Below are 23,683 nucleotides of genomic sequence, written 5' to 3'. Positions count from 1 at the left end.
GTCGCATATTGTCACGAATTTATGAATACCAGCGGCTGCTTTGTGAGGAAAATCATGTCTTTATTACGTATTATCTCAGTGTCAATGGCGACACTATTGGTTTCAGTAACCGCGTTTGCCGGAAATTCGTCTTCTCATGAAAGCAGTATGGCATGTGGTGCTAACAGCATCACGATTGGCATGACGACCGATGATATCAAAGCCATATGTGGTCAGTTCTGGGAACCGGCATTTATCAGTGTTCATACCCGCCCGGTACTTAAAAAAGTGGCTGACTCTGATCAGGAAAATGATCAATTTGAAAAATGGTTATACCGTGTTGTCGAAAATCAGGAAACACATGTCATCATTAAAAATGGTCAGGTGGTGAAAATATTCAATACCCCTCAGCCTTAAAACGGAATATGCGGAATCATTAAAAAGCGGTCTTTAAAGATCGCTTTTTTTTTATAAAAAATAAATTTATATAGCTAGCTTAACTATCAAGGATTTTAACGTTAGCAAGATGGTCCTATATCTGATTTTTATCAATTTAACCAAGAGCTTCTCATGAAAAAAACGATTTTTCTTGTCTTGCCGATGTTGAGCTGTTTGAGCATCCCGGTTTTTGCCGAAGAGATGGACGATAATAAAGAGTGTCAACTGATTGCCAACCTGACAGGTGATTATCACCATCATAAGCAATCGGGTAAATCCAAAGAGGAAGTGCAACAGACTTTGCGACCGGAGTTTGCAAATGAAGAGTTTTTACGGGTAGTGGACCTGGCCATCAATCTTGCTTATACCTTTCCAGACGAGTTGTCCGAAGAAGCTGTCGAGCAAAAAGTTTTTCAAGGTTGCGAGCAGCATCAACCTTGAGCATTATTTTTTTCGTTTTTTAAATTCAATTGATCTGCATCAAAAGCTGCTAAATTAACTCACATTCTGTGATGTAATAAACTCTGGCTGTTGTACACTTATATTCAACTGTAAAAGGTTCTAAAAAATTTGTTGAAGCAGGTTGCAATGCAATAATCTTCCACACTTTTCTCTGTTAATCCGAACTGGCAATGCTGCTTTAATATTCCTGTGTGCTTACTGCGCCGATTTGGCAAATTTCTTTGTATAAGGGAAAACGAATGCCAATTAACCGAATCAATTATTTTTTTCGCGCCGTAATCTTCGGAGCCTTTATTGTCTTGTTGGTTTTTTTTCTTTGGCGTTTTTATCTTGCCCCGGATCCAAACGCTGGCGTGGTTTATGGCAACGGCAGAATTGAAGCGACTGAAATCGATGTGGCTGCCAAAACCGCCGGGCGTATTCAGGATATTTTGGTCCGCGAAGGTGATTTTGTCACCACGGGACAGGTAGTGGCCCTTATGGATACTGAAAACCTGATGGCCCAATTACGTGAGGCCCAGGCATTATTTCATCAGGCCGAGAGCTCCGTTGCTATCGCTAAAAGTCAATTGGTACAGCGCGAAGCAGAAAAACAAGCGGCATTGGCCCTGGTTGCCCAACGTGAGGCAGAATTAAATGTAGCTCGTAAGCGTTATGAGCGATCTTCGGCTCTGGCAGGACGTGGAGCAACTTCTCAACAGGAAGCCGATGATGATTTTGCCCGTCAACAAAGCGCGGTAGCTGCGGTCAGTGCCTCAAAGGCTCAGGTAGCCGCTGCAGATGCAGCCATTGCCACGGCTCGAGCTCAAATGGCTGGGGCGGAATCTGCTTTATTAGGTGCTCAGGCCAGTATTGATCGTATTCAAGCGGATATTTCTGATAGCGAGCTTAAAGCTGTCCGTGATGGTCGAGTTCAGTATCGTATTGCCCAACCTGGAGAAGTCATTGCCGCTGGTGGACGCGTGTTGAATCTGGTCGACCTGAGAGATGTGTACATGACCTTCTTTTTACCTACACTCAGTGCAGGACGTTTAGCCTTAGGAACTGATGTCAGAATTATTCTGGATGCCGCACCTGATTATGTCTTTCCGGCCAAAGTATCTTTTGTTGCCGATGTCGCACAGTTCACACCCAAAACCGTCGAAACCGCTACTGAACGGGAAAAACTGATGTTTAGAGTGCGTGCCCAGATCCCACAGGATCTGTTGGATACCTATATATTGCGTGTAAAAACCGGACTGCCCGGTGTCGCGTATGTTCTTGAAGATACCCAGGGAGAATGGCCAGAACATCTGGCAGTGAGGATCCCTTGATGACAGCATCGGCTTTGTCTGAGTTGAATGACAAACGCCTGGTGGCTGTGCTGAAAAATGTCAGTCTTAGCTATGGGAAAACACAAGCGTTAGATGATCTGAGTCTCGATATTCCGGCAGGAATCATGGCGGGCATTATCGGGCCAGATGGGGTCGGCAAATCCAGCTTGTTTTCATTGATTTCCGGTGCACACGCAATTCAGCATGGCACAATTGAAGTGCTGGGTGGCGACATGCGAAAACAACAGCATCGGCAATCAGTTTGTCCCCGTATTGCCTATATGCCTCAAGGGCTTGGCAAAAACCTTTATCACACCCTATCCGTATTTGAAAATGTTGATTTTTTTGGCCGTTTATTCGGTCATGATCGTCATGAGCGTGAACAACGTATCAGTGAACTGCTGGAAGCTACTGGTCTGACAGCATTCGCAGATCGGCCAGCAGGTAAATTATCTGGGGGTATGAAACAAAAACTGGGCTTATGTTGTGCACTGATTCATGACCCGGATTTACTTATTCTGGATGAACCTACCACCGGCGTGGATCCGTTATCACGACGCCAGTTCTGGTCACTGATTAACCGGATTCGAAGTGATAATCCGGGAATGAGTGTTCTGGTGGCAACTGCGTATATGGAGGAGGCCGCAGACTTTGACTGGTTAGTGGCAATGAATCAGGGGAAGGTGCTTACCACCGGCACACCACAACAGATACTTGAGCACACATCTACCAGCTCGCTGGAGTCTGCTTTTATAGCGTTGTTACCAGAAGAACAACGTCAGCGACATCAACCTGTTGTTATCTCCTCGCGCGATGAATCTGCTCAAGATGAATTTGCCATTGAGGCGGATAAGCTCACCAGGCGGTTTGGTCATTTTACTGCCGTAGATCAGGTGAGTTTCCGTATTCCACGTGGCGAGATTTTTGGTTTTCTCGGCTCCAATGGCTGTGGCAAAACTACTACGATGAAAATGTTAACGGGGCTGTTAGCGGCATCTGAAGGAAAAGCCAGATTATTTGGCAAAATCATTGACCCGCACGATCTGAGTACCCGCCAACGGGTGGGTTATATGACCCAGTCATTCTCGTTATACGGTGAACTGACGGTAAAGCAGAATCTGGATCTGCATGCACGATTATTCAAACTGCCTTCGCATAGTATCGCTGCCAGAATAGACGAGATGGCAAAACGCTTTGAACTTGAAGCGGTACTGGATAGTTTGCCTGATGCTTTGCCTCTTGGACAAAGACAGCGGTTGTCACTTGCAGTAGCGATGATTCATGGACCTGAAATGTTGATTCTGGATGAACCGACTTCGGGAGTTGATCCGATTGCACGTGATGTGTTCTGGCAAATCATGGTGGATTTGGCGCGGCAGGATGGGGTAACCATTTTTATTTCAACGCATTTTATGAACGAAGCGGAGCGTTGCGACCGGATTTCATTGATGCATGCGGGACGGGTGCTGGTGACTGATACGCCGGAGAATTTAAAAAAGGCCAGAAATACGGCCTCATTAGAAGATGCTTTTGTCGATTATTTACAGGAGGAAGTACGGCGCACGGAAAATCTGCCGATGACTGATGAGGGCGCCAAAAACTCGATAAAAACCAATCATAAAAGTGATTCCTCATCCCGAGTTCCGCTCACTGACTTTAGTCTGCGCCGCTTATACAGTTACACTCGACGTGAGACACTTGAATTAGTTAGAGACCCCATCAGATTAACCATGGCAATGCTCGGCACATTATTGCTGATGTTTGTGGTGGGCTACGGCATCAGTCTGGATGTAGAAGATCTTAAATTTGCGGTGCTTGATGCCGATCAATCAGCGACCAGCCGAGATTACACGCTTAATTTATCAGGATCACGTTATTTTATTGAACAACCTGCGTTATATAGCCATGCTGAACTAGAGCAGCGAATGCAGTCCGGTGAACTCAGTCTGGCAATTGAGATCCCGTATGGATTTGGCCGGGATCTGGCTCGAGGCAGACCGGTGGAAATTGGCGCCTGGATTGATGGATCAATGCCAACTCGAGGTGAAAACATTCGCGGTTATGTGCAGGGAATGCATAGTCATTGGCTGACTATGAAATCAAGAGAAATACTTGGGTCATCTGTCACGGCACAGCCTGCCAGCATTGAAGCACGCTTTCGTTATAACCCCGATGTAAAAAGCCTGGTTGCCATGGTACCCGCGATGATTCCATTGCTGTTGATGCTGATCCTATCGATGTTGACGGCATTATCGGTCGTACGTGAAAAAGAGCTCGGTTCGATCGTGAATCTGTATGTCACGCCGGTAAGTCGTTTGGAATTTTTACTCGGTAAGCAATTGCCTTATATCGCGTTGGGAATGTTAAATTTTGTGCTACTGGTATTGTTTGCGGTATTTATATTTCAAGTGCCGCTAAGCGGAAGTTTTCTCACCCTGACATTTGCGGCATTGCTCTATGTGTTTTGTGCTACCTCGCTGGGCTTGCTGATTTCAGCCTTCACCCGCAGTCAGATTGCAGCGTTATTTGGCACGGCGTTGTTAACCTTGATTCCGGCAGTGCAATTCTCGGGCATGATTGATCCAGTGTCGTCAATGCAGGGCCTGGGCCGATGGATTGGGGAGGTTTATCCTGCCACGCATTTTCTGACTATCTCCCGTGGTGTGTTTTCCAAGGGACTGTCATATTCGGATTTACACTCCGCATTTACTGCGTTATTTATTGCTGTTCCGGTATTGATGCTGATCGGCGTTATGCTGTTGAAAAAGCAGGAACGATAAATGGCCATCAGTAATATTCTGCATCTGGGCGTCAAAGAATTACGTAGTTTATTACGCGATCCGGTATTGATGATCTTTATCGTTTACGCGTTCAGTTTGTCGATTTATGCGGCGGCAACTGCGATGATTGATTCTTTGAATAATGCGCCGATAGCGATTGTCGATGATGATCGATCCCCTTTATCCATGCGAATTGTGGATGCCTTTTATCCGCCTTATTTTTTGCCACCTGTGCTGATAGACCAGCATGAAATTGATGGCCGGATGGATATGGGAATTGATACATTTGCCTTGCATATTCCCTCAAATTTTCAACGTGATTTACTGGCGGGCCATCAACCGGTTATTCAGCTAAATATTGATGCAACCCGCATGGGACAGGCGTTTACCGGCAATAACTATGTACAGTCTATTGTCAGCGGTGAGATTGACGCCTTTGTGCAACGGCATCGGCAGGAGAGCGTGACACCGGTTGATTTGGTGCTACGCGCAAAGTTTAATCCCGAATTGAATAGTCAGTGGTTTGGCGCGGTAATGGAGGTTATCAATAACATCACCATGTTATCGATAATTTTAACCGGAGCAGCACTTATCCGAGAGCGTGAGCATGGCACGCTTGAGCATTTACTGGTCATGCCTGTTACACCTTTTGAAATCATGGCCAGTAAAGTCTGGGCCATGGCTTTAGTAGTTATCACAGCAACAGCGTTATCTTTATGGCTGGTGGTCCAGACATGGTTAGCCGTTCCCATCCAGGGATCGGTCTGGTTGTTTTTACTGGGCACCTTGTTTCACTTGTTTGCGACCACATCACTGGGCATCTTTCTGGGTACGGTGGCCAGATCAATGCCTCAATTCGGCATATTGCTGGTAATGATTTTATTACCGTTACAAGTCCTGTCAGGGGCCAGCACACCCAGAGAAAGCATGCCGGATATTATTCAATCCATTATGTTACTGGCACCTGATACCCATTTTGTTATATTGGCACAATCGATTTTGTATCGAGGAGCAGGGTTCAGCGAAGTCTGGCCACAGTTTCTGATTCTGCTTTTGCTGGGAGGCGTTTTGTTTGGTGTGTCGTTAAGTCGTTTTCGAAAAACCATCGCTTCCATGGCGTAATTTTCAGACTCAGACAGCAGAGAACTGGTTTGTTGCAACAGTCCTCAGCTCTACCAGCGGATTTCCTTGCTGATTAGTGTTAAGGCTTTTCTTTGTCACAACAGCTTCGCAGATCAAAGATAAACAGACCCTAAATCAGACCAGGAAAAATGTTCGAGCGATACCAGTGCTGAGCGAATAATCTTAAGAAGGGTTGCATCAGCAGTGTGTTTTGGATTGACATAGATAACCTGCATTCCTGCGTCATGCGCGGCTTTGACACCGGTTGGAGAATCCTCAAAAACCAGGCAATGTTGTGGTTGAACTTGTAGATTATCAGCACTTTTCAGATAAATTTCCGGATGAGGTTTGGTATGAGTGACATCATCAGCGGTCTGAATCGACTTAAAATAGGATTCAATTTCCAGACACTGCAACACAGTATTACAAACGGGTTTGGGTGCATTGGTAGCTAAGCCAATCGGAATATTTAATGTATCAATTTGTTGCAGTAGATTTAACGCCCCCAGCATCGCTTGCGGGCGAAACCGGATCTGCTGACATACTTGTTCAATAACCTTTTGTTCTGCATCCTCAAGTGAAAAAGGCATTGTGGCTTTTTGAGACCAGTATTCCGATACTTGCCGCATATTCATATTGCGGGTAGTGCGTTGATCGTGTTCAGTCACTTCAATTCCGTAACGGGAAAAAACCAGCTTTTCCGAGTCATCCCAGATCTGTTCTGAATCGACAATCACTCCATCCATATCAAAAATAATGGCTTTTATCATGTTTTTCATTCAATTTAATAACAACCAGCGCAACAGAAATATTTCTTCCAGTTGCGCTGGTTGACGATGAAAAGAAATAAACTAAAGCGTTTTTTCCGCTATGAACTGCATTTCTTTAGTATCGGTGATTAACGCTTTTAATGTGCCTTTTTCTTTCGGTGTAAAAGTAAAGCGAATACTGGGATCTTCACTGACCGAAATACCGGCTTCCAAAGCTATCAGCATCTGACCCTGGTAACTGATGTCAATTTTATTCACATAATGCGGTGGAATATATTGACGGGATTTTTGATCAAACTGAAGTCCATTATAGTTCGGATGGCTGACAATTATTTGCGCATCTACCGGACTGCCGATGATTGGAGTTCGCATACGAATTTGGGTTTTACCAAGACGAGCCAAGGCTGCCTCGGCATCTTTCCCGGCCGGTGCACTGCAACCGCCTGATGCTTTTACAAACGTTGATACCATATGCAGTGAACCATCATTCATCTCCGCAATCGCCCGAATATCAGTGTATTGATCGACCCGCATTCGGGTTGAAATAGCGACTTCGTCGAGAGCATCGCTCAGGGTAAATTTGGCCGAGTAGGGATCAGGATTATTATCGATCACAATGTGGATATGTTTGATGTAATTTTCTGCAGATTGGGGCACCAGGGACTTAATTGAGATGGGCACAATCGCGGCATCCTCAGCACGTTTTGGTGCTTCAATAATCAATAAACCATTGGCATTTTCCCGAATTTGTTTATCCCCAAAATAAGCGGTTTTTAATTGTGGCCACAACGGATCAGTGGGAGTGTCCGCTTTAAGCGGACTCATGCTCAATAACAAAGTCGTAAAAATCAAACCGAACAGTGCAAAGTTGTTGTTTTTCATTTTTATTCTCTCCAGAAGGTCATGCACAGGTATAGACTAAAAAGCAGATGAAAAATTACAGCCAAAACAAATATTTTTTACGTGCAATTTTGGCTTAAATTTAGCGTCACATTCAGGCTACAAGCTATGCGATATGGTTGAGGAATATGACATGACTCTGCGCCGACGAAATTTTTTAAAAAACAGCTTATTGCCTTCCGGTGGAGCCATGATCTTCAGCCTACCCTTCCGAGCAGATAGTCAAGCAGTACCCGGATTACCTGCTTCAATGCAACAACCCGGAAAACCCTTCAGTAATTACGGTCAACCATCAGAATATGAAAAAACAGTTATTCGATGGATAAGTGCCAATGCCGAGGTGCCCGGAAACGGTGTTTCCTGGTCACCTTTACATGAACTGGCTGGCACCATTACGCCAAATGGGCTGCACTTCGAACGCCATCATAATGGCGTGCCTGAAATCGATCCTAAACAGCATGAATTTGTTATTAGTGGTCTGGTGGAGCGACCCTTGCAGTTTTCAGTGATGGATTTACTTCGCTATCCGATGCACTCACGTATTTGTTTTATAGAATGCGGCGGTAATAGCAACACCAGTTGGCGAACTGAGCCCGTACAGTCTGCCGCGGGGTATACCCATGGACTAGTCTCAAATGCAGAGTGGACAGGGGTTCCTGTCAAACTGCTACTGAAAGAAGCGGGCGTAAAATCTGAGGCAAAATGGGTGGTTGCAGAAGGAGCAGATGGTGCTTCGTTAAATCTTTCCATTCCCCTTGAAAAACTGTTGGACGATGCCTTTATTGCCCTCTATCAGAATGGAGAACGGCTACGTCCGGAAAATGGTTACCCGATGCGGTTGATTTTGCCCGGTTGGGAGGGGATAACTCAAGTAAAGTGGTTACGCCAACTTCTCTTGGTGGAGACGCCCGCTCAATCACGGGATGAAACTGCGCAATACACGGAGTTAATGCCTGACGGTAAAGCGCAGCAATTCAGTTTTATTATGCAGCCCAAGTCGATTATCACTTCTCCCTCTGTCGGCATGGTATTACCTGATAACCCCGGTATCTACCAAATTAGTGGATTGGCCTGGTCAGGTTTTGGCAAGGTGGCTAAGGTTGAAGTCAGTTGTGATGGCGGAGAAAGCTGGCAAGAGGCGTCCTTGCAAACGCCGGTGTTAGATAAAGCTTTCACGCGTTTTACAATTGGTTGGCAATGGAATGGCGAGACTGCAATTTTACAGAGTCGAGTGACCGATGAAGCTGGCAACATTCAACCATCACGGGAAATGTTGGTAACGGAAAAAGGCAAACATAACTTCTTTCACTACAATGCGATTATTAGTTGGGAAGTGGATCCTTCAGGGGAGATATTTCATGTTTATGCTTAAGGCCGCCGTTTTAGCAGCGGTTGTAGTGAATTCAGTGTTAGCCGATGAACTGTACCAACCAATGGGCAAGATCGATCACGAATTAAACAACGCGGCTAAATGGAATTTAACGATATTTCCAACAGGAAAAAATCTTCCTGAGGGATCTGGATCGGTCAGACAGGGGGCGGAGTTATTTGCCAGCCAATGTGCTGCCTGTCATGGACAGAATGGGAGAGGTGGTTCAGCCATGGCATTAACCGGGGATGTAGGCAGTCTCACCTCAGAATATCCTGAGAAAACAGTCAACAGTTTTTGGCCTTACGCAACCACATTGTTTGATTACTTACGCAGAACAATGCCGCCTCAAGCACCTTTTTCACTTACTGCGGATGAAGCTTATGCATTATCCGCATTTATCCTCGCACAAGATGGCTTGGTGCCCGAAGATGGGCACTTATCTCAGCAGAATATTCATCAGATTCAGATGCCCAATCAACAAGGATTCTATACTCAGCCTAGAGATAATTTACAGGTTATGCAGTAACTATTACTCAAATATTGTCATTAAACGCGATGACAGAATTAATCCAAATCCAGCAAAGCCAGTAACTCTGACCAGATGTTATCAAGTAATTGAGGTTGTGCCTTAGCGGTTGGATGAATTCCATCTGCTTGCATCATCGCCTCGCCATCATAAACGTCGGCCAGAAAAAACGGCAGAAAGGCGAGGTTATATTCTTTTGCCAGGCTTGAATAAACATCCGCAAATGCGGCTGTATAACGTTGACCATAATTTGGTGGAATCTCGATGCCAACCAATAATACTTCGGCACCTTCCTGTTGGGATAACTCAATCATTCTGGCTAAATTATTGCGGATAACATCGGGAGGGAAACCTCGTAAACCATCGTTGCCACCTAACTCGATAACCACAATCGCCGGATTATGTTTTTCCAACAAGTCCGGTAATCTACGTAAACCACCGTCGGTTGTTTCACCACTAATACTTGCATTAGCTACACTCCAGGTGCCGGGTGTTTCTTGTTCAAGCCGATCTTTGAGTAACTCAACCCATGCGGCATCACTGTCGATGCCATAGGCAGCACTGAGGCTGTCACCAACGATTAACAGGTTTTTTCTTTCAGTTTCAGCAGCTTGAGAGTGGAAGCTGAAGAGTATTAATAACAACCAGAGAAACAATGTATTCGTAGGTAATAAGGTTTTCATAACCGCCAATTAATTATGTGAGGAAAGCATGTCCACTGATAGACAACGGAATCCACTAAACGACTTCATGATTAAAGTAGAAAATCTGTCGCACTCAGTTGATTTGGGTACTGATAAACTTTCGATTTTGCAGCAGGTAAACCTTGATATCCGTAAAGGAGAGTCTGCTGCCATCGTTGGTCGTTCAGGTTCCGGTAAAACCACCTTACTGGGGTTGTTGGCTGGATTGGATATCCCGAGCAGTGGAACAGTCAGCATGAATGGTCATCTCATCAGTGCTTTATCAGAAGATGAACGTGCGAGTTTACGATCCCAGCGCGTGGGATTTGTCTTTCAGTCTTTTCAGTTGTTACCAGCATTGACGGCAATTGAAAATGTCATGCTTCCCATAGAGTTAGCAGGGTTATCTGATGCCAAATCTAAAGCTGAAGCGTTGTTGCAACGGGTAGGCCTTGGAGATCGAATGCAACATACACCACGACAATTATCGGGTGGGGAACAGCAACGTGTCGCTATTGCCAGAGCTTTTGCTGTTGAGCCACAGGTGTTATTTGCAGATGAACCCACTGGGAATCTGGATACCCGAACTGGTGAAGCAATTACGGAATTATTAATGACACTGAATCGTGAGCAGGGAACCACGCTGGTTATGGTGACGCATGATCAGCAACTCGCGGAGCGTTGTCAGCGACATTTTGTGATTGAGGCCGGTGTACTTCACGAAAAAACAGATAATACAACCGAGGTGTTATCTGCATGAATGTGACGGCTAAAGTAGTTTCATTTACTCAGGACCTACGCGAGCGAAACGTTAAAGTGATGTTAATGGCGATGATCATTGCCGTGGCGACTGTGGCTACGATTAATGCATTTGCCGATCATTTGCAGCGTACATTAATGACCTCTGCAAATGCCTTTTTGGCTGCTGATCGCCAATTAAACAGTCGAACCAATGCCCCTATTCCAGAAGCCTGGTATGCAGAAGCAGAAAAGCGAGGTCTAAAAGTTGGCCGGATGGTGGAGTTTGGCACCATGGTTTCCAACGAAAGCCAATTTCAGTTGGTTGCTGTTAAAGCGGTTGATAATGCCTATCCATTACGTGGAGAAATTGAATGGCAAGCGGATCTGGACAGCACTCGACAAATCGGTAGTAAAGGGCCTGGCCCAGGCGAAGTCTGGTTGAATCCCAGGCTGATGCGCTTATTGAATTTACGTCCGGGTGATGCTCTGGAAGTGGGATCAACGTCACTTGAAGTGACTGGTGTGATTATGCGTGAGCCCGATGGAGGATTTCGACTTTCAAACCTTGCTCCCAGAGTGATGATGCATGTGGATGATGTAGCCGCGACGGAAGTGATACAGCCGGGAAGTCGCGTCAGGCATCGTGGACTGTTTGCTGGAGATGAAGCGACACTGCATGATTTTGAAATATGGTTGGAACCGCAGTTAGCCGATAACTATCGCTGGGTCGATGTTCGTCAGGGAGAAACCTTGGGCGAATCTCTGGATAAAGCCGAAGGGTTTTTATTGTTAGGCGGCAGTTTGGCGGTTTTGCTGGCAGTTGTGGCAATTGCTGTTGCCAGCCGGCAATATGCTTTAAGTCAACGAGATCGTGTGGCATTGCTAAAAACGATGGGATTAACCGGTAGCCGCATTCGCAGACTCTATCTGTCACGTTTAATTTGGTGGGGTGCAATAGCGACATTACTGGGGCTGATGCTCGCCATACCTGCAGCCTGGTTTTTGGCATCGATGACAGCTCGCTTGATGGAACAGCCGTTACATTTTGAAGTGGATTTCTGGCAGCTCTGGCCAGCTGTTTTAACGGCCTTGGTCGCTTTATTTGCCTTTGCCTATCCGCCTATTGATCGTTTACGTAATACACCAGCTATGCGCGTGTTTCGCAGCCTGCCAACCAACAATAAAGCCGCATTGTTTAAAGATTTGCTGCTGGCATCGGTGGTGATTTTTGCTTTGCTATGGATTTATGTCAGCGACATCGTATTGGTGATGGCATTGCTTGGAGCCGTAATGGCTTTAGTTATTTCGTTAGCCATTGCCGGAGGAGGGCTCATCTGGGGTTTACGCAGATTGCCGGCAGGAAAAGGCAGTTGGCGATTAGCTGTGATTGCTTTATACCTGCATCGCAATGCCACGTTATCGCAAATGTCGGTGTTTGCCATGACAATCATGTTGGCCGCGACATTGGTTTTGGTGCGCTCTTCTTTATTAGCTGACTGGCAAGCCCAGCTGCCTGAAGATGCGCCAAATCACTTTTTATTAAATATCGCTCCGGAATCCGTTGATCAGGTAGAGGCATTTTTTACTGACAATGAGCTCAACAGAAGTCCGTTATATCCAATTATCAGAGGTCGGCTGACTGAGATAAATGGCCAGCCAGCTGAGGAAGTTGCATTAAATAAAGACGATGATGAACTGCGCCGTGAGCTCAATCTGACGATTTCTGACAGTTATCCAGAAGATAATCAAATCGTGGATGGCCAATGGTTTGCAACCGGAGATACATCGGGCCTCTCTATTGAGCAATCACTGGCCGAATCTCTGGGGGTGAAGATCGGGGATGAGCTTGGTTTTACAGTCGGCGCAGAAAAAGTAACCGCTGCCATTACCAGTATCCGGAGTGTGCAGTGGGACAGCATGCGCCCCAACTTTTTTATTATCTTTCCGCCGAACGGAGCAATAGATGGATTACCCAGTACATCGCTCACCAGTTTTTATCTTGCTGAGCAGGATAAAACATTATTGAATGATTTCGTCAGGCAGTTTCCCACTATTTCTGTGCTGGAAATTGATCACATCATTGAGCGTATTCAACAAATCATTCGTCAGGTTACGCAAGCCGTAGAAGCAATATTAGTAATGATACTTTTGGCGGCAATTGCTGTCATGGTGGCCGTAGTCAGTGCAACCATGTCAGAACGCCAAAGGGAAGGTGCATTATTACGAACTCTGGGCAGTCAACAACGATTACTGGTTCGTGCAACGATCATTGAATTTGCACTGATTGGCTTTCTGGCCGGCATATTAGGTGTACTGACCGCGGAAATAGCCGTTTGGGCATTGCAATATCGGATGTTTGAGGGCGAATTTCACTGGCATTGGCCGGTTGTCATCAGCTTGCCTTTTGCAAGCGCTTGTATTCTGGCTCTGTTAGGTCGCTGGCAATTAACGCCGGTGTTGACTGTATCGCCAATGTTATTGCTCAGAAAGCTGGAGTAAGGTACATAAAAGTTTGGAAAGCGACGATCAATTAATGGTTATCAGTTGCATGGTCAAAATAAACCTCTCATTATGTGCAGGTTTTCATCCGACGTAGATGGATGTTTTTAATTTAGGAATGACTGTGCATCGATTATATCGTTTTATTGTGCGAGTATTATTGCTAACGATATTGGCATTTATTCTGATCAGTCTGCTACTGGTTCTACCGTTTCGTTGGTTAAATCCGCCTATTACCATGGTTATGGCCGATAGATGGATTCATGCATCGGAAGATTTTCACCTCCAAAAAACATGGCTGAGTTGGGATGATATTCCCAAACATGCAGCATTGGCCGTAGTGGCCTCAGAGGATCAGAAATTTCCATTGCATAGTGGCTTTGACCTGAATGCTATTCAACAGGCACTTAAGGAACGGGAGCGACGGGGCGGTTTACGAGGTGCCAGTACCATCAGCCAGCAAGTTGCCAAAAATATGTATTTGTGGACAGGTAGAAGCTGGCTCAGAAAAGGTCTGGAAGTCTGGTTTACCTTGCTGATTGAACTTACTTGGAGCAAACAGCGTATTCTTGAGATTTATCTGAATATTGCGGAGTGGGGGCCTGGGGTGTTTGGTCTGGAAGCAGCCAGTCAATATCATTTTGGTCGATCAGCATTTAATCTGACACCGATGCAGGCAGCACTACTGGCATCATCCTTACCCAGTCCACTGAATTACAACCCAGCCCGACCTGCGCAGCATCTGCATAAACGTGCTCAATGGAATTTGCAGCAACAACGCAGGCTTGGAGGAGTCCAATGGTTGGCTCCGTTAAACCAAGAATAATGTTGATAGATAAATGTGAGCGATTTCATATAGCGACGTCAGAGCATTGATTCTTCACAAAATTTAAACACACCGTCTTTAGAATCATCTCCAGTTAATTGACTAATCAAAAACGCAATTAGCAGATTTTTGTATAACAAAACGGAGTGAGACGATGAAAATGAATTCGATGACACATGACCTTGAAAGCTGGGCAAAACATTACGCAGATCAGAATGTATTTGAGCATAACGGTGAAATAATCGATAGTGAAAGTGCTTTTAGTTCTGCCGGTTTACATGCCCAGGCTAAACCAAGTTACCAAGACTGGCTGGCATCAATGTCTTAACATCAAAATGAATCAGTATGACGATTCAGTCATCCTGAGATATTTGTCCAAATGTGATGGGTTTTACTCATAATTTCAGCCCCTGAATGAAACTTTGAAAAACAGCTAAACAAGCGTAGTGTTAAGTTCTTGCTTTAACGAAATGATGAGGAACATTGCTATGGACACATCGCAACACACGATGGAAAACCTTTTTATGCAGCTGGGGTTAGAGAGCAATGAAGCAGCCATTGAGCAATTTATGGCTAGCCATACGTTGCAGGAAAATGAAAAACTGGAAAACGCCAGTTTCTGGTCACCATCTCAATCAGCTTTTATTAAAGAATGTTTAGCTTCTGATTCTGACTGGGCTGAGGTAGTTGATCAGCTTAACGTTCAGTTACGGCAGTAAGCATTAATAAGATTTTTTAATAAGTCATTCAATCTGATTGGTTTATATGTCTGCTGAAGTACTTTGGGGCCAGCAAACACAGATGGCCATGAAACATTTTGCCATTGGTGGTGAAACATTTCCCCGTGACTTTATCCGCGCCTTGGGAGTGGTGAAACGATGTGCAGCTCTGGCAAATATTGATTGCCTGCAATTGGAAAAAAATATCGGTCTGGCAATAGCTGAGGCAAGTCTCTCAGTGATCAACGGCGAGCATGATCAACAGTTTCCATTAACCATCTGGCAATCCGGCTCGGGTACGCAAACCCATATGAATGCTAATGAAGTGATTGCCAATCTGGCGACAAAGAGATTGAATTCGACGATTCAGGTGCACCCGAATGATCACTGCAATATGGGACAGTCGACCAATGACAGTTTTTCGACCGCAATGCATATTGCAACGGTGGACCAAATTCAACTTCAGCTGTTACCTGCCTTAACACAGATGCAGCAGGTAATGGCCACACAATCGAAACAATGGCAATCCATAATAAAAATTGGCAGAACGCATCTGCAGGATGCGACGCCGATAACATTGGGGCAGCAGTTTTTAACTTATGCTGACCAGATTCAAGCCAATGTCATGCGTTTGAAAACTGCTGTTGAGGCACTTTATGCTATTCCGCAAGGTGGAACGGCAGTTGGTACCGGATTGAACTGTTCTACCGGGTTTGCTGAGCGTTTTGTAGAACATTTAAGGAAATTCACGGATCTGCCTTTTACGGTGACAGACAATAAACTATTGCTCCAGGCCGCCCATGATGGCATTGTGGATGTATCAGGTGTATTGAACACTCTGGCCGTGAGTCTGAATAAAATAGCGGCAGATATACGTTTTTTGGGCTCCGGACCTCGTTGTGGCATTGGAGAATTAAAATTGCCGCACAATGAACCAGGCTCATCGATTATGCCGGGGAAAATAAACCCAACCCAATGTGAAAGTCTGATGATGGTCTGCGCTCAACTCATGGGTAATCATCTCACCGTTACGCTCTCAGGGGCACAGGGACAGTTAGAGTTAAATACTTATAAACCAGTCATTATTCATAATCTGTTGCAGTCAATTAGATTACTGACTGACAGCGTGAGTAGTTTCACTGATTATTGTTTACGAGACCTGGAACCGGACCAAGAGCGCATTGCTCTATTGTTAACCAACTCATTGATGCTGGTGACGGCATTATCCCCAGTCATCGGCTACGATAAGGCCGCTCTGATTGCCCAGAGAGCTTATGCCAATCAGACAAATTTACGTGATGAAGCACTGGCGTCAGGCTATATCTCTGCCAAAAAATTTGATGAACTGGTACGCCCGGAAAATATGCTATCACCCAGAGCAGAAGGATAGTTTAACGCTTCAGCCACTGCCAGAGGCCATAAGCCACGACTGACATTATGGCCACCCAACATATAATGATTACGCTGGCAGCATAAGTATTTCGGGGTAAGCGTATTCGATGCTCTTTTGCCTCGGTAAGGCATTCCTGCCACACCTTTTCTGGCAGGCATTTCACTACGATATAAATCGCAAACGGTAATAAAATGAGTTCGTCCAGATAGCCGATGACCGGAATAAAATCCGGAATTAAATCAATTGGGCTCAATGCATAAGCCACCACTGCAATTACCATCCATTTTATCCAGCTTGGCACAGCCGGGTGCTTACTGGCGAGGTATAACGCTGTCAGCTGCGTTTTCATTTGTTGAGCAAAAATTTTCAGTTTTCTTATTGTCATTAATTCTTATTTTATAAATGAAATAATTTTTATTTTCATAAACGATTTTATATTGATTTTGAGCCTTTAATTTGTCTATAAATTTCTGCTGAATCAATTCCAAAAAACACAATGTCAGGGTATAACTGTCAAATTGATAACGATAGTGATTAAACTAGCGTAGAAAAAATTAAAGTCTGGATTAATTGGTACGCAATTAGAGAATATGAACATATTACCAATGACGGAATATAAGATGAGCCATAAAATTGTAGTGATATTACTCGTCTTTATTTTATCCGCCTGTAATCCAGATAACGCCGAACAACCTCTACTCCAATTGGCGGGTGTGAATTATCTGGGTGACCTGCCCACATTGGTTGCCAATAAAAAACAACTTTTTCCAAAGCATCATTTAAATATTAATGTCACTTTTCATGATTATGGAAAACAAAGTCTGCAGGCATTACGGGCGGGTGAGGTCGATTTTGCCTTAATGGCGCCGAACACGTTTATTCTGGATCAAATGACTAATAGGCAGAATGATGGTTCGCAAGATGATTTAGTCATATTGGCCAATCTGTTGCATTCGACCTTAATGTATCAAGTTTTATCGACTACCACTGGTAAAGATATTCAAACGGTTGCTGACCTGAAGAATGGAAGAGTAGGCTTAACAAAGGGGGCCAATGTTGAATATATCTGGTGGTTGTATTCCATTTTTTATCAGGTTGAGGCCGATAATATCGAGATTATTTATCTGCCCCCTGACGAGCTTGGTCAGGCTTTAATTGATGGAAAAGTTGATGCAATTGTTGCATGGCAACCATGGACAAATCATTTTATATCGGAGTACGGCGATCTGATTCAACAGGTTGAAGGTAGTCACGTCTATAGTGCTAAGTGGCTATTGGTGACGCGGCGGCAAATTGTTCAACAGTACCCGACACAATGTCAGCAATTGATCAAAGCGTATGCAGAGGCAATCAACGTTATTCATACGGATAGTGAAAATATCATGGAGATGTATACTGATGTGATACATCAACAGGGCATAACAGGTGAAGCTTATCAACCTGGATTGCACCAAGTAAATTTAAACTGGTCTTTGATATCCGAACTTCATCAGGGTATTCAATGGGCCAGACTCAGTCATTTCCCCGGCTCTGAACAGGAAACCGATGTTTTCTCCTGGTTTGAGCCCGCTCCATTACAGGCTGTCCTGCCTTTTTCGGTAAAAATACCTAATACGCTCGCTGATGAGGGGCAACCATGAAATTGGTGCAAACCTCAATTGCTTTTATTAGCGGTTGTTTGTTGGGTTTACTTTTTTTAATCGTCTTGGGTGCATGGAGTTTTAATCAGGTTGAATTAAAACGAAATGAACATTACTCCCTGGAAAAAATAAATAACAAGATCGATGCCTTATCTGTAGCCAGTGACAATTTACTGATCTTTCGACCAGATGAGAAACTGTGGCAAGCATTTCTGAAAGATGCTCAATCGATTCAAATTGAGTTGTCTGAGTTGAAGGATGGAAAATTTAACGCGCAGAGAGTTATCAGACATATTGATCAATTAATTCAATCGGTTGCAGATGCTTATCAGACGTTGCCGGAAACCGCGGACTCAACGACAAATGATAACCAACACAACCCGCTGGCCTTACCCTTACGCTCAAGATTACTGATTAATCAAGTTGCCGATCATGGTGTGGCAATAGAGAGTGCAATCGATCAACTGATACAAGATAATCAGCAAACCATTGAAAGTCATATCAATCGAATTCTCGTTGTTTTTATGTTTTCAGCACTGATTTTCGGGGCATTATGTGTGATGGCATTTGGTCTGATTTATCATCGTATCGCCAGACCTACACGTAATCTTATCAATACAATTAAACGAATTTCGCAAAATGATGATACTGCCCGAGCGGAAGTGATTGGCCAAGACGAGATGGCTGAATTATCTCTGGCATTTAATGCGCTTTTAGATCAAAAGGATCGCTCAAGCCAACAGATTTTAGAGCAGCAACGGGAATTAACGAAGCAGGCCAACTTATTGGAAATAGCCGGGCGCGTAACGCGTTTTGGTGGATGGTCGGTTGATATGACCACGCAAAAAATTAAGTGGTCGAATATGGTGGCGAAAATTCATGGTAAGCCAAATGGTTATTCGCCGACGATTGAAGAAGGGCTCTCTTTTTACATCCCTGAACATCAACCGAAGATTACCGAACTCTTCAATAAGTGTTTTGAATCTGGAACGCCGTATGACGTGGAGTTACAAATCCTTAATTCAGCTGGAGAATCTGTCTGGGTTCGTTCATCAGGTGAAGCTGTTCGGAATAGCGATGGTGAAATCATCGGCGTTCATGGAGCATGCCAGGACATCTCCGAAAGGATGGAATTGGAAAACCGTCTGCGTCAATCTCAACGGTTGGAAGCGGTAGGGCAACTTACCGGAGGGGTGGCACACGACTTTAATAATTTATTAACAGTGGTCATCGGTAATTCTCAAATTCTTACTGAGTCCCTGGATGACTCCAGCAAGCTCCTGCCTTTAGCTAAGATGGTATTGCAAGCGGGATACCGTGGGGCCGAATTAACCCGCAGTTTATTAGCTTTTGCCCGTAAGCAACCTCTTGATCCTAAACCTGTGGATGTGAAGCAATTAATCAAACTCCTGTGGCCATTACTGGAGCGTGCTGTCGGAGCAGAAATTTCAATTCAGTTAATCGCCGATGATCACTTACAAAGCATAATGGTCGATGCGGGGCAGTTTGAAAATGCACTGCTTAATCTTGCTCTAAATGCCAAGGATGCGATGCCCAAAGGTGGTCAATTGGTTATCGAAGCTCAAAACACTCATCTCCCTGACCGATATGCTCAAGCTCATGAGATTGATCCAGGAGATTATGTGGTTGTTGCTATTTCCGATTCGGGGTACGGCATTGCCGTCGATAAACTGGATAAGGTGTTTGAACCCTTTTATACCACCAAGCCCAAAGATAAAGGCACGGGCCTGGGATTGGCAATGGTCTATGGTTTTATTAAGCAAAGTAATGGACATGTGAATATCTATTCAGAACCCGATCAAGGGACGACTGTCAGATTATATTTGCCAGTCGCGGGAGAAAATGCTCTGGATGAGAATCCTAAAATGTTGAAAACGGTCGATGTTCAAAAAGGCCATGAGCATATTTTGGTTGTTGAAGATGATGCGTTGGTAAGAGACTATGTCGTCGCCCAGTTAAAAGACTTAGGTTATGAGGTGATTTCTGCAGAGGATGGTAAACAAGCCATGCAGATCTTAGAATCGGACCAACTCATCGATTTACTGTTAACCGATGTGATTTTGCCGGAAGGATTAAATGGCCGTAAAATTGCCGAAAATGCTCTCAAACTGAGACCCGCACTAAGGGTTTTATATACTTCTGGTTACACTGAAAACTCGATTGTCCATCATGGCCGTCTCGACCCGGGAGTATTACTCTTATCCAAGCCTTACAATCGTGAAGAACTAGCCAGTAAAGTCAGAATGGCACTAGATGGTATCGATGAATTACCTTCTACTTAGTAGTATTTCAAAGCACACTGAATAAACCCGAGCATATTATTTTTTTCAAGACAGACTGTCAGGGAAACTTGTAAAAATTACATATCCCTTCTGTAACCTATTATTTTTCAAATAAAATCGCTGCTATGAGGGAATAGGCGATAACAGCTGCAATAGGCTTTTGCTGAGCATCCTGAATTGGTCATCCTCCTAGCCTGATGCTGATAAAAATAGCTTTGACCATTTGTAGTATTTTTCAAAGTCATTTTAAAAAGCCTCTCATCAGATCATTTTTTGTCAGTGTGCTGGATGAGAAAGTCTGACCTTCAGCAATAAAAGACTGGCTTAATATCCTTAAATTCTACTTTTACAGATTTATCTATAGCTACGACTGAAAAAAATGGCTGATCTTGTAAAAATTACATGATTAAGTCATTTGGTCCCGATGAGTAATTCATAATAATGTTGTTTTGACTTCTCATCTGAATATGCTTAATGATCGTATAACCCTATGAATATCTTATAATAATTCTGTGAATTTTATATTTTCATTCTAAATGAATTTTATTCTGGCATAACCCTTGCGACAAGGCCCATACAAAGAAAGCATTCGGCTCTTTCTTTGCTGATGAAATGGATTACAAAATATGCCGATAAATAAAAGGAGAATGAGATGTTAAAGCAACTATTTCTTTCAACCGCATTAGCAACAGCATTTGCTGCTACTCCTGTACTGGCAGATGATCATGAAAAAATGAATAAAGATGATCCAGAATGGGATCAAAAAGTTAATAAAACTGAAAATCACGCAGACAATAATACTCAGCATAAAGATAAAAGCGAAGGCGAAACAAAAACCTACGACAACGCTGATAGAGACGATAAGTCCATTACACCTGACAAAAAAGCTTATGACAAAGACGAAGGCAATGCCAAACATCCAGCTCATGAAATGGGTGATGGCGATCCTGTAAGAGAGCAAGGTCAATAATAAAGCGGGTATACCCCACCCACTTTAACCGTTTATGAAACGTAGCGTTTTCCATGGAAGGAAGACCTTCAGGTCGATTTCTCAGTGTCGGCTTGAGGGTGACTAGGGAAAGTATCGCTACGTTTTCATTTTCTATATTAGTTTCCTCTGGAAAGCTTAGGAAACTGAGGAGATTCAAATGTTTGACAAACGATTGATCCTGGCAGTGTTAGTGAGCACGTTTATTAGTGCTGCTGCAAATGCCGAAGAGGCAAATAGTGACGGGCGAACCGAAAGTGATAATATTAACAGCACAGAATCCAGCCGAGGTAGCGTGACACAGGGAGTAATCGGGGCTGAAGCGGATGAAAATAAGAAAATTATTCCCGACTCTTCACTTGGTGAAACGGATCAGACCACTGATCCAAATATTCGTTTAGAAGATAACATCACTGACGACCTTGAAAGGCCATCATCTGAAACAAAATAATCCCATCGTAAGAAGAGAAGAAAGGCTTATAACTGTTTAAGTTTTTCACAAGCATGATGCCCCTCGCTCAGCAAAATAATGTTTTTGTGGATACAGGCGTCATTCCAACCAAACAGATTATCTGGTGCTGCGCGTTTGGAAAAAAACTCCAAATCGACAGCCGTCGTATCTGCAAACTGATAGAGTTCTATTCGTTCATTTTTCCATTGTCCTACCCACCCGTTTTCGGCATTTTGTAATAGATTATGTCGTTGATATTGTTTTTCGAAGCCGGCTGCTTCCACATCGGCAATCTGAATTAATTGCTCGTTAAATGAAATTTTATAAAGCAGCATGATGGCAATCAGAAGGGTAGAAATACATATGATATTAATAAGATGATCCGTGGAAGTTAGACCGGGATTTTTTGTATAGCAGTGAACGCAACTTTTAGCTGTACGAGCCACTTGATATTCACAGGTTTTACACTTAACCAGTTTAGCCATGGTAAATTCCCTTTATGGTTGGATGAACCGCAAGTCAACTGGCAAGTTTTCGATAGTTATCCAATATCCAGTGGACTCGCTCGCATGCTTGAATATATTCGACAATCATGGATGTAGGGGGAGACTGGATCCCCTCGATACTTAACTTGGTGTATTGCAGGCTTAAAATAAGATTACCGAGTCGTGGATCCAACACTGTAATATCGCCAATATCGATTTTTCCCCAGCGGATGGAGTCATTATTGGGTTTGTTAGTGTTGCTGGATAAGCTATTGATTTCCTTTTCCAAAACATCCCATGCTTTGCGCATGGAATAAATAGGAAAAACGGTAGCTTCCTTTTTCAAAGAGCCCCATTCCTGTTGTGCCTTATTGACTTGATTGCTGTCCATAATCGTTACTCTCAAATAGGTGGGATAACTTTTGATCAAGTTTTATTAAGTTGCTGTTTGCGTTGGGTCAGCTTTTCTCCTAGTAAAACCAAATCGACATCACTTTTTTGCATTAGGGGAAACATTTCGTTTTCTTCTTCTTTGACATGATGATCAATGTATTCAGATAACACTTTGACTTTGGCATCGAATAATTCTTCATCTGCCTCCATTTGCTGAATTTCTTTAATCAATACCTTGGCACTGTCATGTTCAACCTTTGCTTCATTTACCAGCGCTTTCTCGTCTGAGAGGTTTTCTCGAAACGCCGGATAGAGAATTTCTTCTTCTAACTGGGTATGCAGGGTTAGTTCGGCACAAATTTCATTCGCCAACTTCTTTTTACCTACATAAGCATGCGGGCCTAAATCTTCGTATTTAGCAAAGGCCTGTTTGACTTTTTGATGATCTTTTTTCAACAGCGTGATGGCATTTGCATTCTTTTCGATGTCAGTCATTGTTTAACCCTTTAATTTGCTACTAGAAGTAGTCCGCATCCTGCAAGTTGTGTACCTGTCATCTGTAAATCAGTGCAAATGCTTAATTAACCTCAATATCCGACAAGCTTTTAAATGGTTTTTATATATAAAAGAAAATTAAATATGGGTAAAAATTACTAGTGATGAAAGAAAAAATTATAGGTATTGGCTCTAATTTAACCCTTCAAAGATCCATGTCTGGCATAAACCACAACGATTAGGCAATGGCATAGGGATTGCTCCTTGTAATCAAGTAGAGAGGCAATACTGGAATATCAAAGCTGTATTTTTGCAGGGTGATTGTGGCAACAAGTTGAGATTCTGTCTGATAAGCCTCTGTCGGGATGGACAGAGATATTGGCTATTGCCTTGGTTACTCAACAT

24 protein-coding genes are annotated in these 23,683 nt (G+C 43.8%); 17 read left to right on the top strand and 7 right to left on the bottom strand.

Annotation, left to right across the window (positions count from 1 at the left end):
* Positions 1-54 precede the first annotated feature (54 nt).
* The 5 genes from LGT40_RS11185 to LGT40_RS11165 all read left to right on the top strand — a co-directional run bounded on the left by LGT40_RS11185 (position 55) and on the right by LGT40_RS11165 (position 6,094).
* Positions 55-396 (top strand): DUF2845 domain-containing protein, encoded by a 342-nt coding sequence (locus LGT40_RS11185; protein ID WP_226071368.1) that lies wholly within the window; start codon positions 55-57, stop codon positions 394-396.
* 153 nt (positions 397-549) lie between these two features.
* Positions 550-858 carry a hypothetical protein gene (locus LGT40_RS11180; protein ID WP_226071366.1) on the top strand — a complete coding sequence of 103 codons (309 nt, stop codon included), beginning with the start codon at positions 550-552 and terminating at the stop codon, positions 856-858.
* 260 nt (positions 859-1,118) lie between these two features.
* Positions 1,119-2,192 (top strand): HlyD family secretion protein, encoded by a 1,074-nt coding sequence (locus LGT40_RS11175; protein WP_226071364.1) that lies wholly within the window; start codon positions 1,119-1,121, stop codon positions 2,190-2,192.
* On the top strand, positions 2,192-4,972 hold the full coding sequence (gene rbbA, locus LGT40_RS11170) for a ribosome-associated ATPase/putative transporter RbbA (protein ID WP_226071362.1): 2,781 nt from the start codon (positions 2,192-2,194) through the stop codon (positions 4,970-4,972). The genes LGT40_RS11175 and rbbA overlap by 1 nt, the downstream gene beginning before the upstream one ends.
* The gene (locus tag LGT40_RS11165; protein WP_226071360.1) at positions 4,973-6,094 is read left to right on the top strand and encodes an ABC transporter permease; all 1,122 of its coding nucleotides are present in this window, start codon (positions 4,973-4,975) and stop codon (positions 6,092-6,094) included. It begins immediately after the preceding gene.
* A gap of 113 nt (positions 6,095-6,207) precedes the next feature.
* Here LGT40_RS11165 and LGT40_RS11160 read toward each other — a convergent pair whose 3' ends face one another.
* Both LGT40_RS11160 and LGT40_RS11155 read right to left on the bottom strand, forming a co-directional pair.
* On the bottom strand, positions 6,208-6,864 hold the full coding sequence (locus LGT40_RS11160) for an HAD family hydrolase (protein WP_226071358.1): 657 nt from the start codon (positions 6,862-6,864) through the stop codon (positions 6,208-6,210).
* Between the two features lie 81 nt (positions 6,865-6,945).
* Positions 6,946-7,746 (bottom strand): quinoprotein dehydrogenase-associated SoxYZ-like carrier, encoded by an 801-nt coding sequence (locus LGT40_RS11155; protein ID WP_226071356.1) that lies wholly within the window; start codon positions 7,744-7,746, stop codon positions 6,946-6,948.
* A gap of 151 nt (positions 7,747-7,897) precedes the next feature.
* On the opposite strand from LGT40_RS11155, the gene soxC reads away from it, so the two are divergent.
* Together soxC and LGT40_RS11145 are read left to right on the top strand one after the other, a co-directional pair.
* A complete protein-coding gene (soxC, locus tag LGT40_RS11150) occupies positions 7,898-9,136 on the top strand; it encodes a sulfite dehydrogenase (protein WP_226071354.1) in 1,239 nt (412 codons plus the stop codon).
* A complete protein-coding gene (locus LGT40_RS11145) occupies positions 9,123-9,662 on the top strand; it encodes a c-type cytochrome (RefSeq protein WP_226071352.1) in 540 nt (179 codons plus the stop codon). Before soxC ends, LGT40_RS11145 begins: the two co-directional genes overlap by 14 nt.
* A gap of 38 nt (positions 9,663-9,700) precedes the next feature.
* Here LGT40_RS11145 and LGT40_RS11140 read toward each other — a convergent pair whose 3' ends face one another.
* Positions 9,701-10,345: an arylesterase gene (locus tag LGT40_RS11140; protein ID WP_226071350.1), complete on the bottom strand. Its 645-nt coding sequence runs from the start codon at positions 10,343-10,345 to the stop codon at positions 9,701-9,703.
* Between the two features lie 28 nt (positions 10,346-10,373).
* Between LGT40_RS11140 and LGT40_RS11135 the strand changes: the two genes are divergently transcribed.
* The 6 genes from LGT40_RS11135 to LGT40_RS11110 all read left to right on the top strand — a co-directional run bounded on the left by LGT40_RS11135 (position 10,374) and on the right by LGT40_RS11110 (position 16,520).
* Positions 10,374-11,105 (top strand): ABC transporter ATP-binding protein, encoded by a 732-nt coding sequence (locus LGT40_RS11135; RefSeq protein ID WP_226071349.1) that lies wholly within the window; start codon positions 10,374-10,376, stop codon positions 11,103-11,105.
* Complete coding sequence (locus LGT40_RS11130; protein ID WP_226071348.1) at positions 11,102-13,585, top strand: ABC transporter permease; 2,484 nt, start codon at positions 11,102-11,104, stop codon at positions 13,583-13,585. Before LGT40_RS11135 ends, LGT40_RS11130 begins: the two co-directional genes overlap by 4 nt.
* 124 nt (positions 13,586-13,709) lie before the next feature.
* On the top strand, positions 13,710-14,411 hold the full coding sequence (gene mtgA / locus LGT40_RS11125; protein WP_226071347.1) for a monofunctional biosynthetic peptidoglycan transglycosylase: 702 nt from the start codon (positions 13,710-13,712) through the stop codon (positions 14,409-14,411).
* A gap of 154 nt (positions 14,412-14,565) precedes the next feature.
* Positions 14,566-14,739 (top strand): hypothetical protein, encoded by a 174-nt coding sequence (locus LGT40_RS11120; protein ID WP_226071346.1) that lies wholly within the window; start codon positions 14,566-14,568, stop codon positions 14,737-14,739.
* A 160-nt stretch (positions 14,740-14,899) separates the two neighbouring features.
* Entirely contained in the window at positions 14,900-15,130 is a 231-nt protein-coding gene (locus tag LGT40_RS11115; protein WP_226071345.1) for a DUF2789 domain-containing protein, read from the top strand.
* Positions 15,131-15,176: 46 nt separating this feature from the next.
* The gene (locus LGT40_RS11110) at positions 15,177-16,520 is read left to right on the top strand and encodes a class II fumarate hydratase (RefSeq protein ID WP_226071344.1); all 1,344 of its coding nucleotides are present in this window, start codon (positions 15,177-15,179) and stop codon (positions 16,518-16,520) included.
* 1 nt (position 16,521) lies between these two features.
* On the opposite strand, the gene LGT40_RS11105 is transcribed toward LGT40_RS11110, so the two are convergent.
* On the bottom strand, positions 16,522-16,908 hold the full coding sequence (locus tag LGT40_RS11105; protein ID WP_226071343.1) for a YkvA family protein: 387 nt from the start codon (positions 16,906-16,908) through the stop codon (positions 16,522-16,524).
* A 235-nt stretch (positions 16,909-17,143) separates the two neighbouring features.
* Here LGT40_RS11105 and LGT40_RS11100 point away from each other — a divergent pair, with 235 nt between their 5' ends.
* The 4 genes from LGT40_RS11100 to LGT40_RS11085 all read left to right on the top strand — a co-directional run bounded on the left by LGT40_RS11100 (position 17,144) and on the right by LGT40_RS11085 (position 21,905).
* Positions 17,144-18,163: an ABC transporter substrate-binding protein gene (locus LGT40_RS11100; protein ID WP_226071341.1), complete on the top strand. Its 1,020-nt coding sequence runs from the start codon at positions 17,144-17,146 to the stop codon at positions 18,161-18,163.
* Positions 18,160-20,466 carry an ATP-binding protein gene (locus tag LGT40_RS11095; protein WP_226071339.1) on the top strand — a complete coding sequence of 769 codons (2,307 nt, stop codon included), beginning with the start codon at positions 18,160-18,162 and terminating at the stop codon, positions 20,464-20,466. The genes LGT40_RS11100 and LGT40_RS11095 overlap by 4 nt, the downstream gene beginning before the upstream one ends.
* Positions 20,467-21,118: 652 nt before the next feature.
* Entirely contained in the window at positions 21,119-21,436 is a 318-nt protein-coding gene (locus tag LGT40_RS11090; protein ID WP_226071337.1) for a hypothetical protein, read from the top strand.
* 178 nt (positions 21,437-21,614) lie between these two features.
* Entirely contained in the window at positions 21,615-21,905 is a 291-nt protein-coding gene (locus tag LGT40_RS11085; RefSeq protein ID WP_226071335.1) for a hypothetical protein, read from the top strand.
* Positions 21,906-21,931: 26 nt separating this feature from the next.
* Here LGT40_RS11085 and LGT40_RS11080 read toward each other — a convergent pair whose 3' ends face one another.
* From LGT40_RS11080 to LGT40_RS11070, 3 genes are read right to left on the bottom strand one after another with little or no spacing between them, the layout of a single operon-like run.
* The gene (locus LGT40_RS11080; RefSeq protein ID WP_226071333.1) at positions 21,932-22,390 is read right to left on the bottom strand and encodes a hypothetical protein; all 459 of its coding nucleotides are present in this window, start codon (positions 22,388-22,390) and stop codon (positions 21,932-21,934) included.
* 34 nt (positions 22,391-22,424) lie between these two features.
* Positions 22,425-22,781, bottom strand: coding sequence for a hypothetical protein (locus LGT40_RS11075; RefSeq protein ID WP_226071331.1), 357 nt, complete (start codon positions 22,779-22,781; stop codon positions 22,425-22,427).
* A 35-nt stretch (positions 22,782-22,816) separates the two neighbouring features.
* The gene (locus LGT40_RS11070; protein ID WP_226071329.1) at positions 22,817-23,278 is read right to left on the bottom strand and encodes a hemerythrin domain-containing protein; all 462 of its coding nucleotides are present in this window, start codon (positions 23,276-23,278) and stop codon (positions 22,817-22,819) included.
* Between the last annotated feature and the right edge of the window lie 405 nt (positions 23,279-23,683).

Source organism: Methylophaga pinxianii, from assembly GCF_020447225.1.
GTDB classification, from domain to species: domain Bacteria; phylum Pseudomonadota; class Gammaproteobacteria; order Nitrosococcales; family Methylophagaceae; genus Methylophaga; species Methylophaga pinxianii.
The sequence above is the reverse complement of the archived record's forward strand: the minus strand, read 5'-3'. Positions and strand labels throughout refer to the sequence as shown.

Excerpts from the sequence above, each read along its gene's own strand:
- LGT40_RS11100 (WP_226071341.1), top strand. The coding sequence starts at position 17,144 with ATGAGCCATAAAATTGTAGTGATATTACTCGTCTTTATTTTATCCGCC.
- LGT40_RS11110 (WP_226071344.1), top strand. The coding sequence starts at position 15,177 with ATGTCTGCTGAAGTACTTTGGGGCCAGCAAACACAGATGGCCATGAAA.
- LGT40_RS11090 (WP_226071337.1), top strand. The coding sequence starts at position 21,119 with ATGTTAAAGCAACTATTTCTTTCAACCGCATTAGCAACAGCATTTGCT.
- LGT40_RS11135 (WP_226071349.1), top strand. The coding sequence starts at position 10,374 with ATGTCCACTGATAGACAACGGAATCCACTAAACGACTTCATGATTAAA.
- LGT40_RS11160 (WP_226071358.1), bottom strand. The coding sequence starts at position 6,864 with ATGATAAAAGCCATTATTTTTGATATGGATGGAGTGATTGTCGATTCA.
- LGT40_RS11075 (WP_226071331.1), bottom strand. The coding sequence starts at position 22,781 with ATGGACAGCAATCAAGTCAATAAGGCACAACAGGAATGGGGCTCTTTG.
- LGT40_RS11115 (WP_226071345.1), top strand. The coding sequence starts at position 14,900 with ATGGACACATCGCAACACACGATGGAAAACCTTTTTATGCAGCTGGGG.
- LGT40_RS11165 (WP_226071360.1), top strand. The coding sequence starts at position 4,973 with ATGGCCATCAGTAATATTCTGCATCTGGGCGTCAAAGAATTACGTAGT.
- LGT40_RS11145 (WP_226071352.1), top strand. The coding sequence starts at position 9,123 with ATGTTTATGCTTAAGGCCGCCGTTTTAGCAGCGGTTGTAGTGAATTCA.
- LGT40_RS11130 (WP_226071348.1), top strand. The coding sequence starts at position 11,102 with ATGAATGTGACGGCTAAAGTAGTTTCATTTACTCAGGACCTACGCGAG.
- LGT40_RS11185 (WP_226071368.1), top strand. The coding sequence starts at position 55 with ATGTCTTTATTACGTATTATCTCAGTGTCAATGGCGACACTATTGGTT.
- LGT40_RS11180 (WP_226071366.1), top strand. The coding sequence starts at position 550 with ATGAAAAAAACGATTTTTCTTGTCTTGCCGATGTTGAGCTGTTTGAGC.
- LGT40_RS11080 (WP_226071333.1), bottom strand. The coding sequence starts at position 22,390 with ATGGCTAAACTGGTTAAGTGTAAAACCTGTGAATATCAAGTGGCTCGT.
- LGT40_RS11120 (WP_226071346.1), top strand. The coding sequence starts at position 14,566 with ATGAAAATGAATTCGATGACACATGACCTTGAAAGCTGGGCAAAACAT.
- LGT40_RS11105 (WP_226071343.1), bottom strand. The coding sequence starts at position 16,908 with ATGACAATAAGAAAACTGAAAATTTTTGCTCAACAAATGAAAACGCAG.
- rbbA (WP_226071362.1), top strand. The coding sequence starts at position 2,192 with ATGACAGCATCGGCTTTGTCTGAGTTGAATGACAAACGCCTGGTGGCT.
- LGT40_RS11085 (WP_226071335.1), top strand. The coding sequence starts at position 21,615 with ATGTTTGACAAACGATTGATCCTGGCAGTGTTAGTGAGCACGTTTATT.
- LGT40_RS11070 (WP_226071329.1), bottom strand. The coding sequence starts at position 23,278 with ATGACTGACATCGAAAAGAATGCAAATGCCATCACGCTGTTGAAAAAA.
- LGT40_RS11140 (WP_226071350.1), bottom strand. The coding sequence starts at position 10,345 with ATGAAAACCTTATTACCTACGAATACATTGTTTCTCTGGTTGTTATTA.
- LGT40_RS11095 (WP_226071339.1), top strand. The coding sequence starts at position 18,160 with ATGAAATTGGTGCAAACCTCAATTGCTTTTATTAGCGGTTGTTTGTTG.
- soxC (WP_226071354.1), top strand. The coding sequence starts at position 7,898 with ATGACTCTGCGCCGACGAAATTTTTTAAAAAACAGCTTATTGCCTTCC.
- LGT40_RS11175 (WP_226071364.1), top strand. The coding sequence starts at position 1,119 with ATGCCAATTAACCGAATCAATTATTTTTTTCGCGCCGTAATCTTCGGA.
- LGT40_RS11155 (WP_226071356.1), bottom strand. The coding sequence starts at position 7,746 with ATGAAAAACAACAACTTTGCACTGTTCGGTTTGATTTTTACGACTTTG.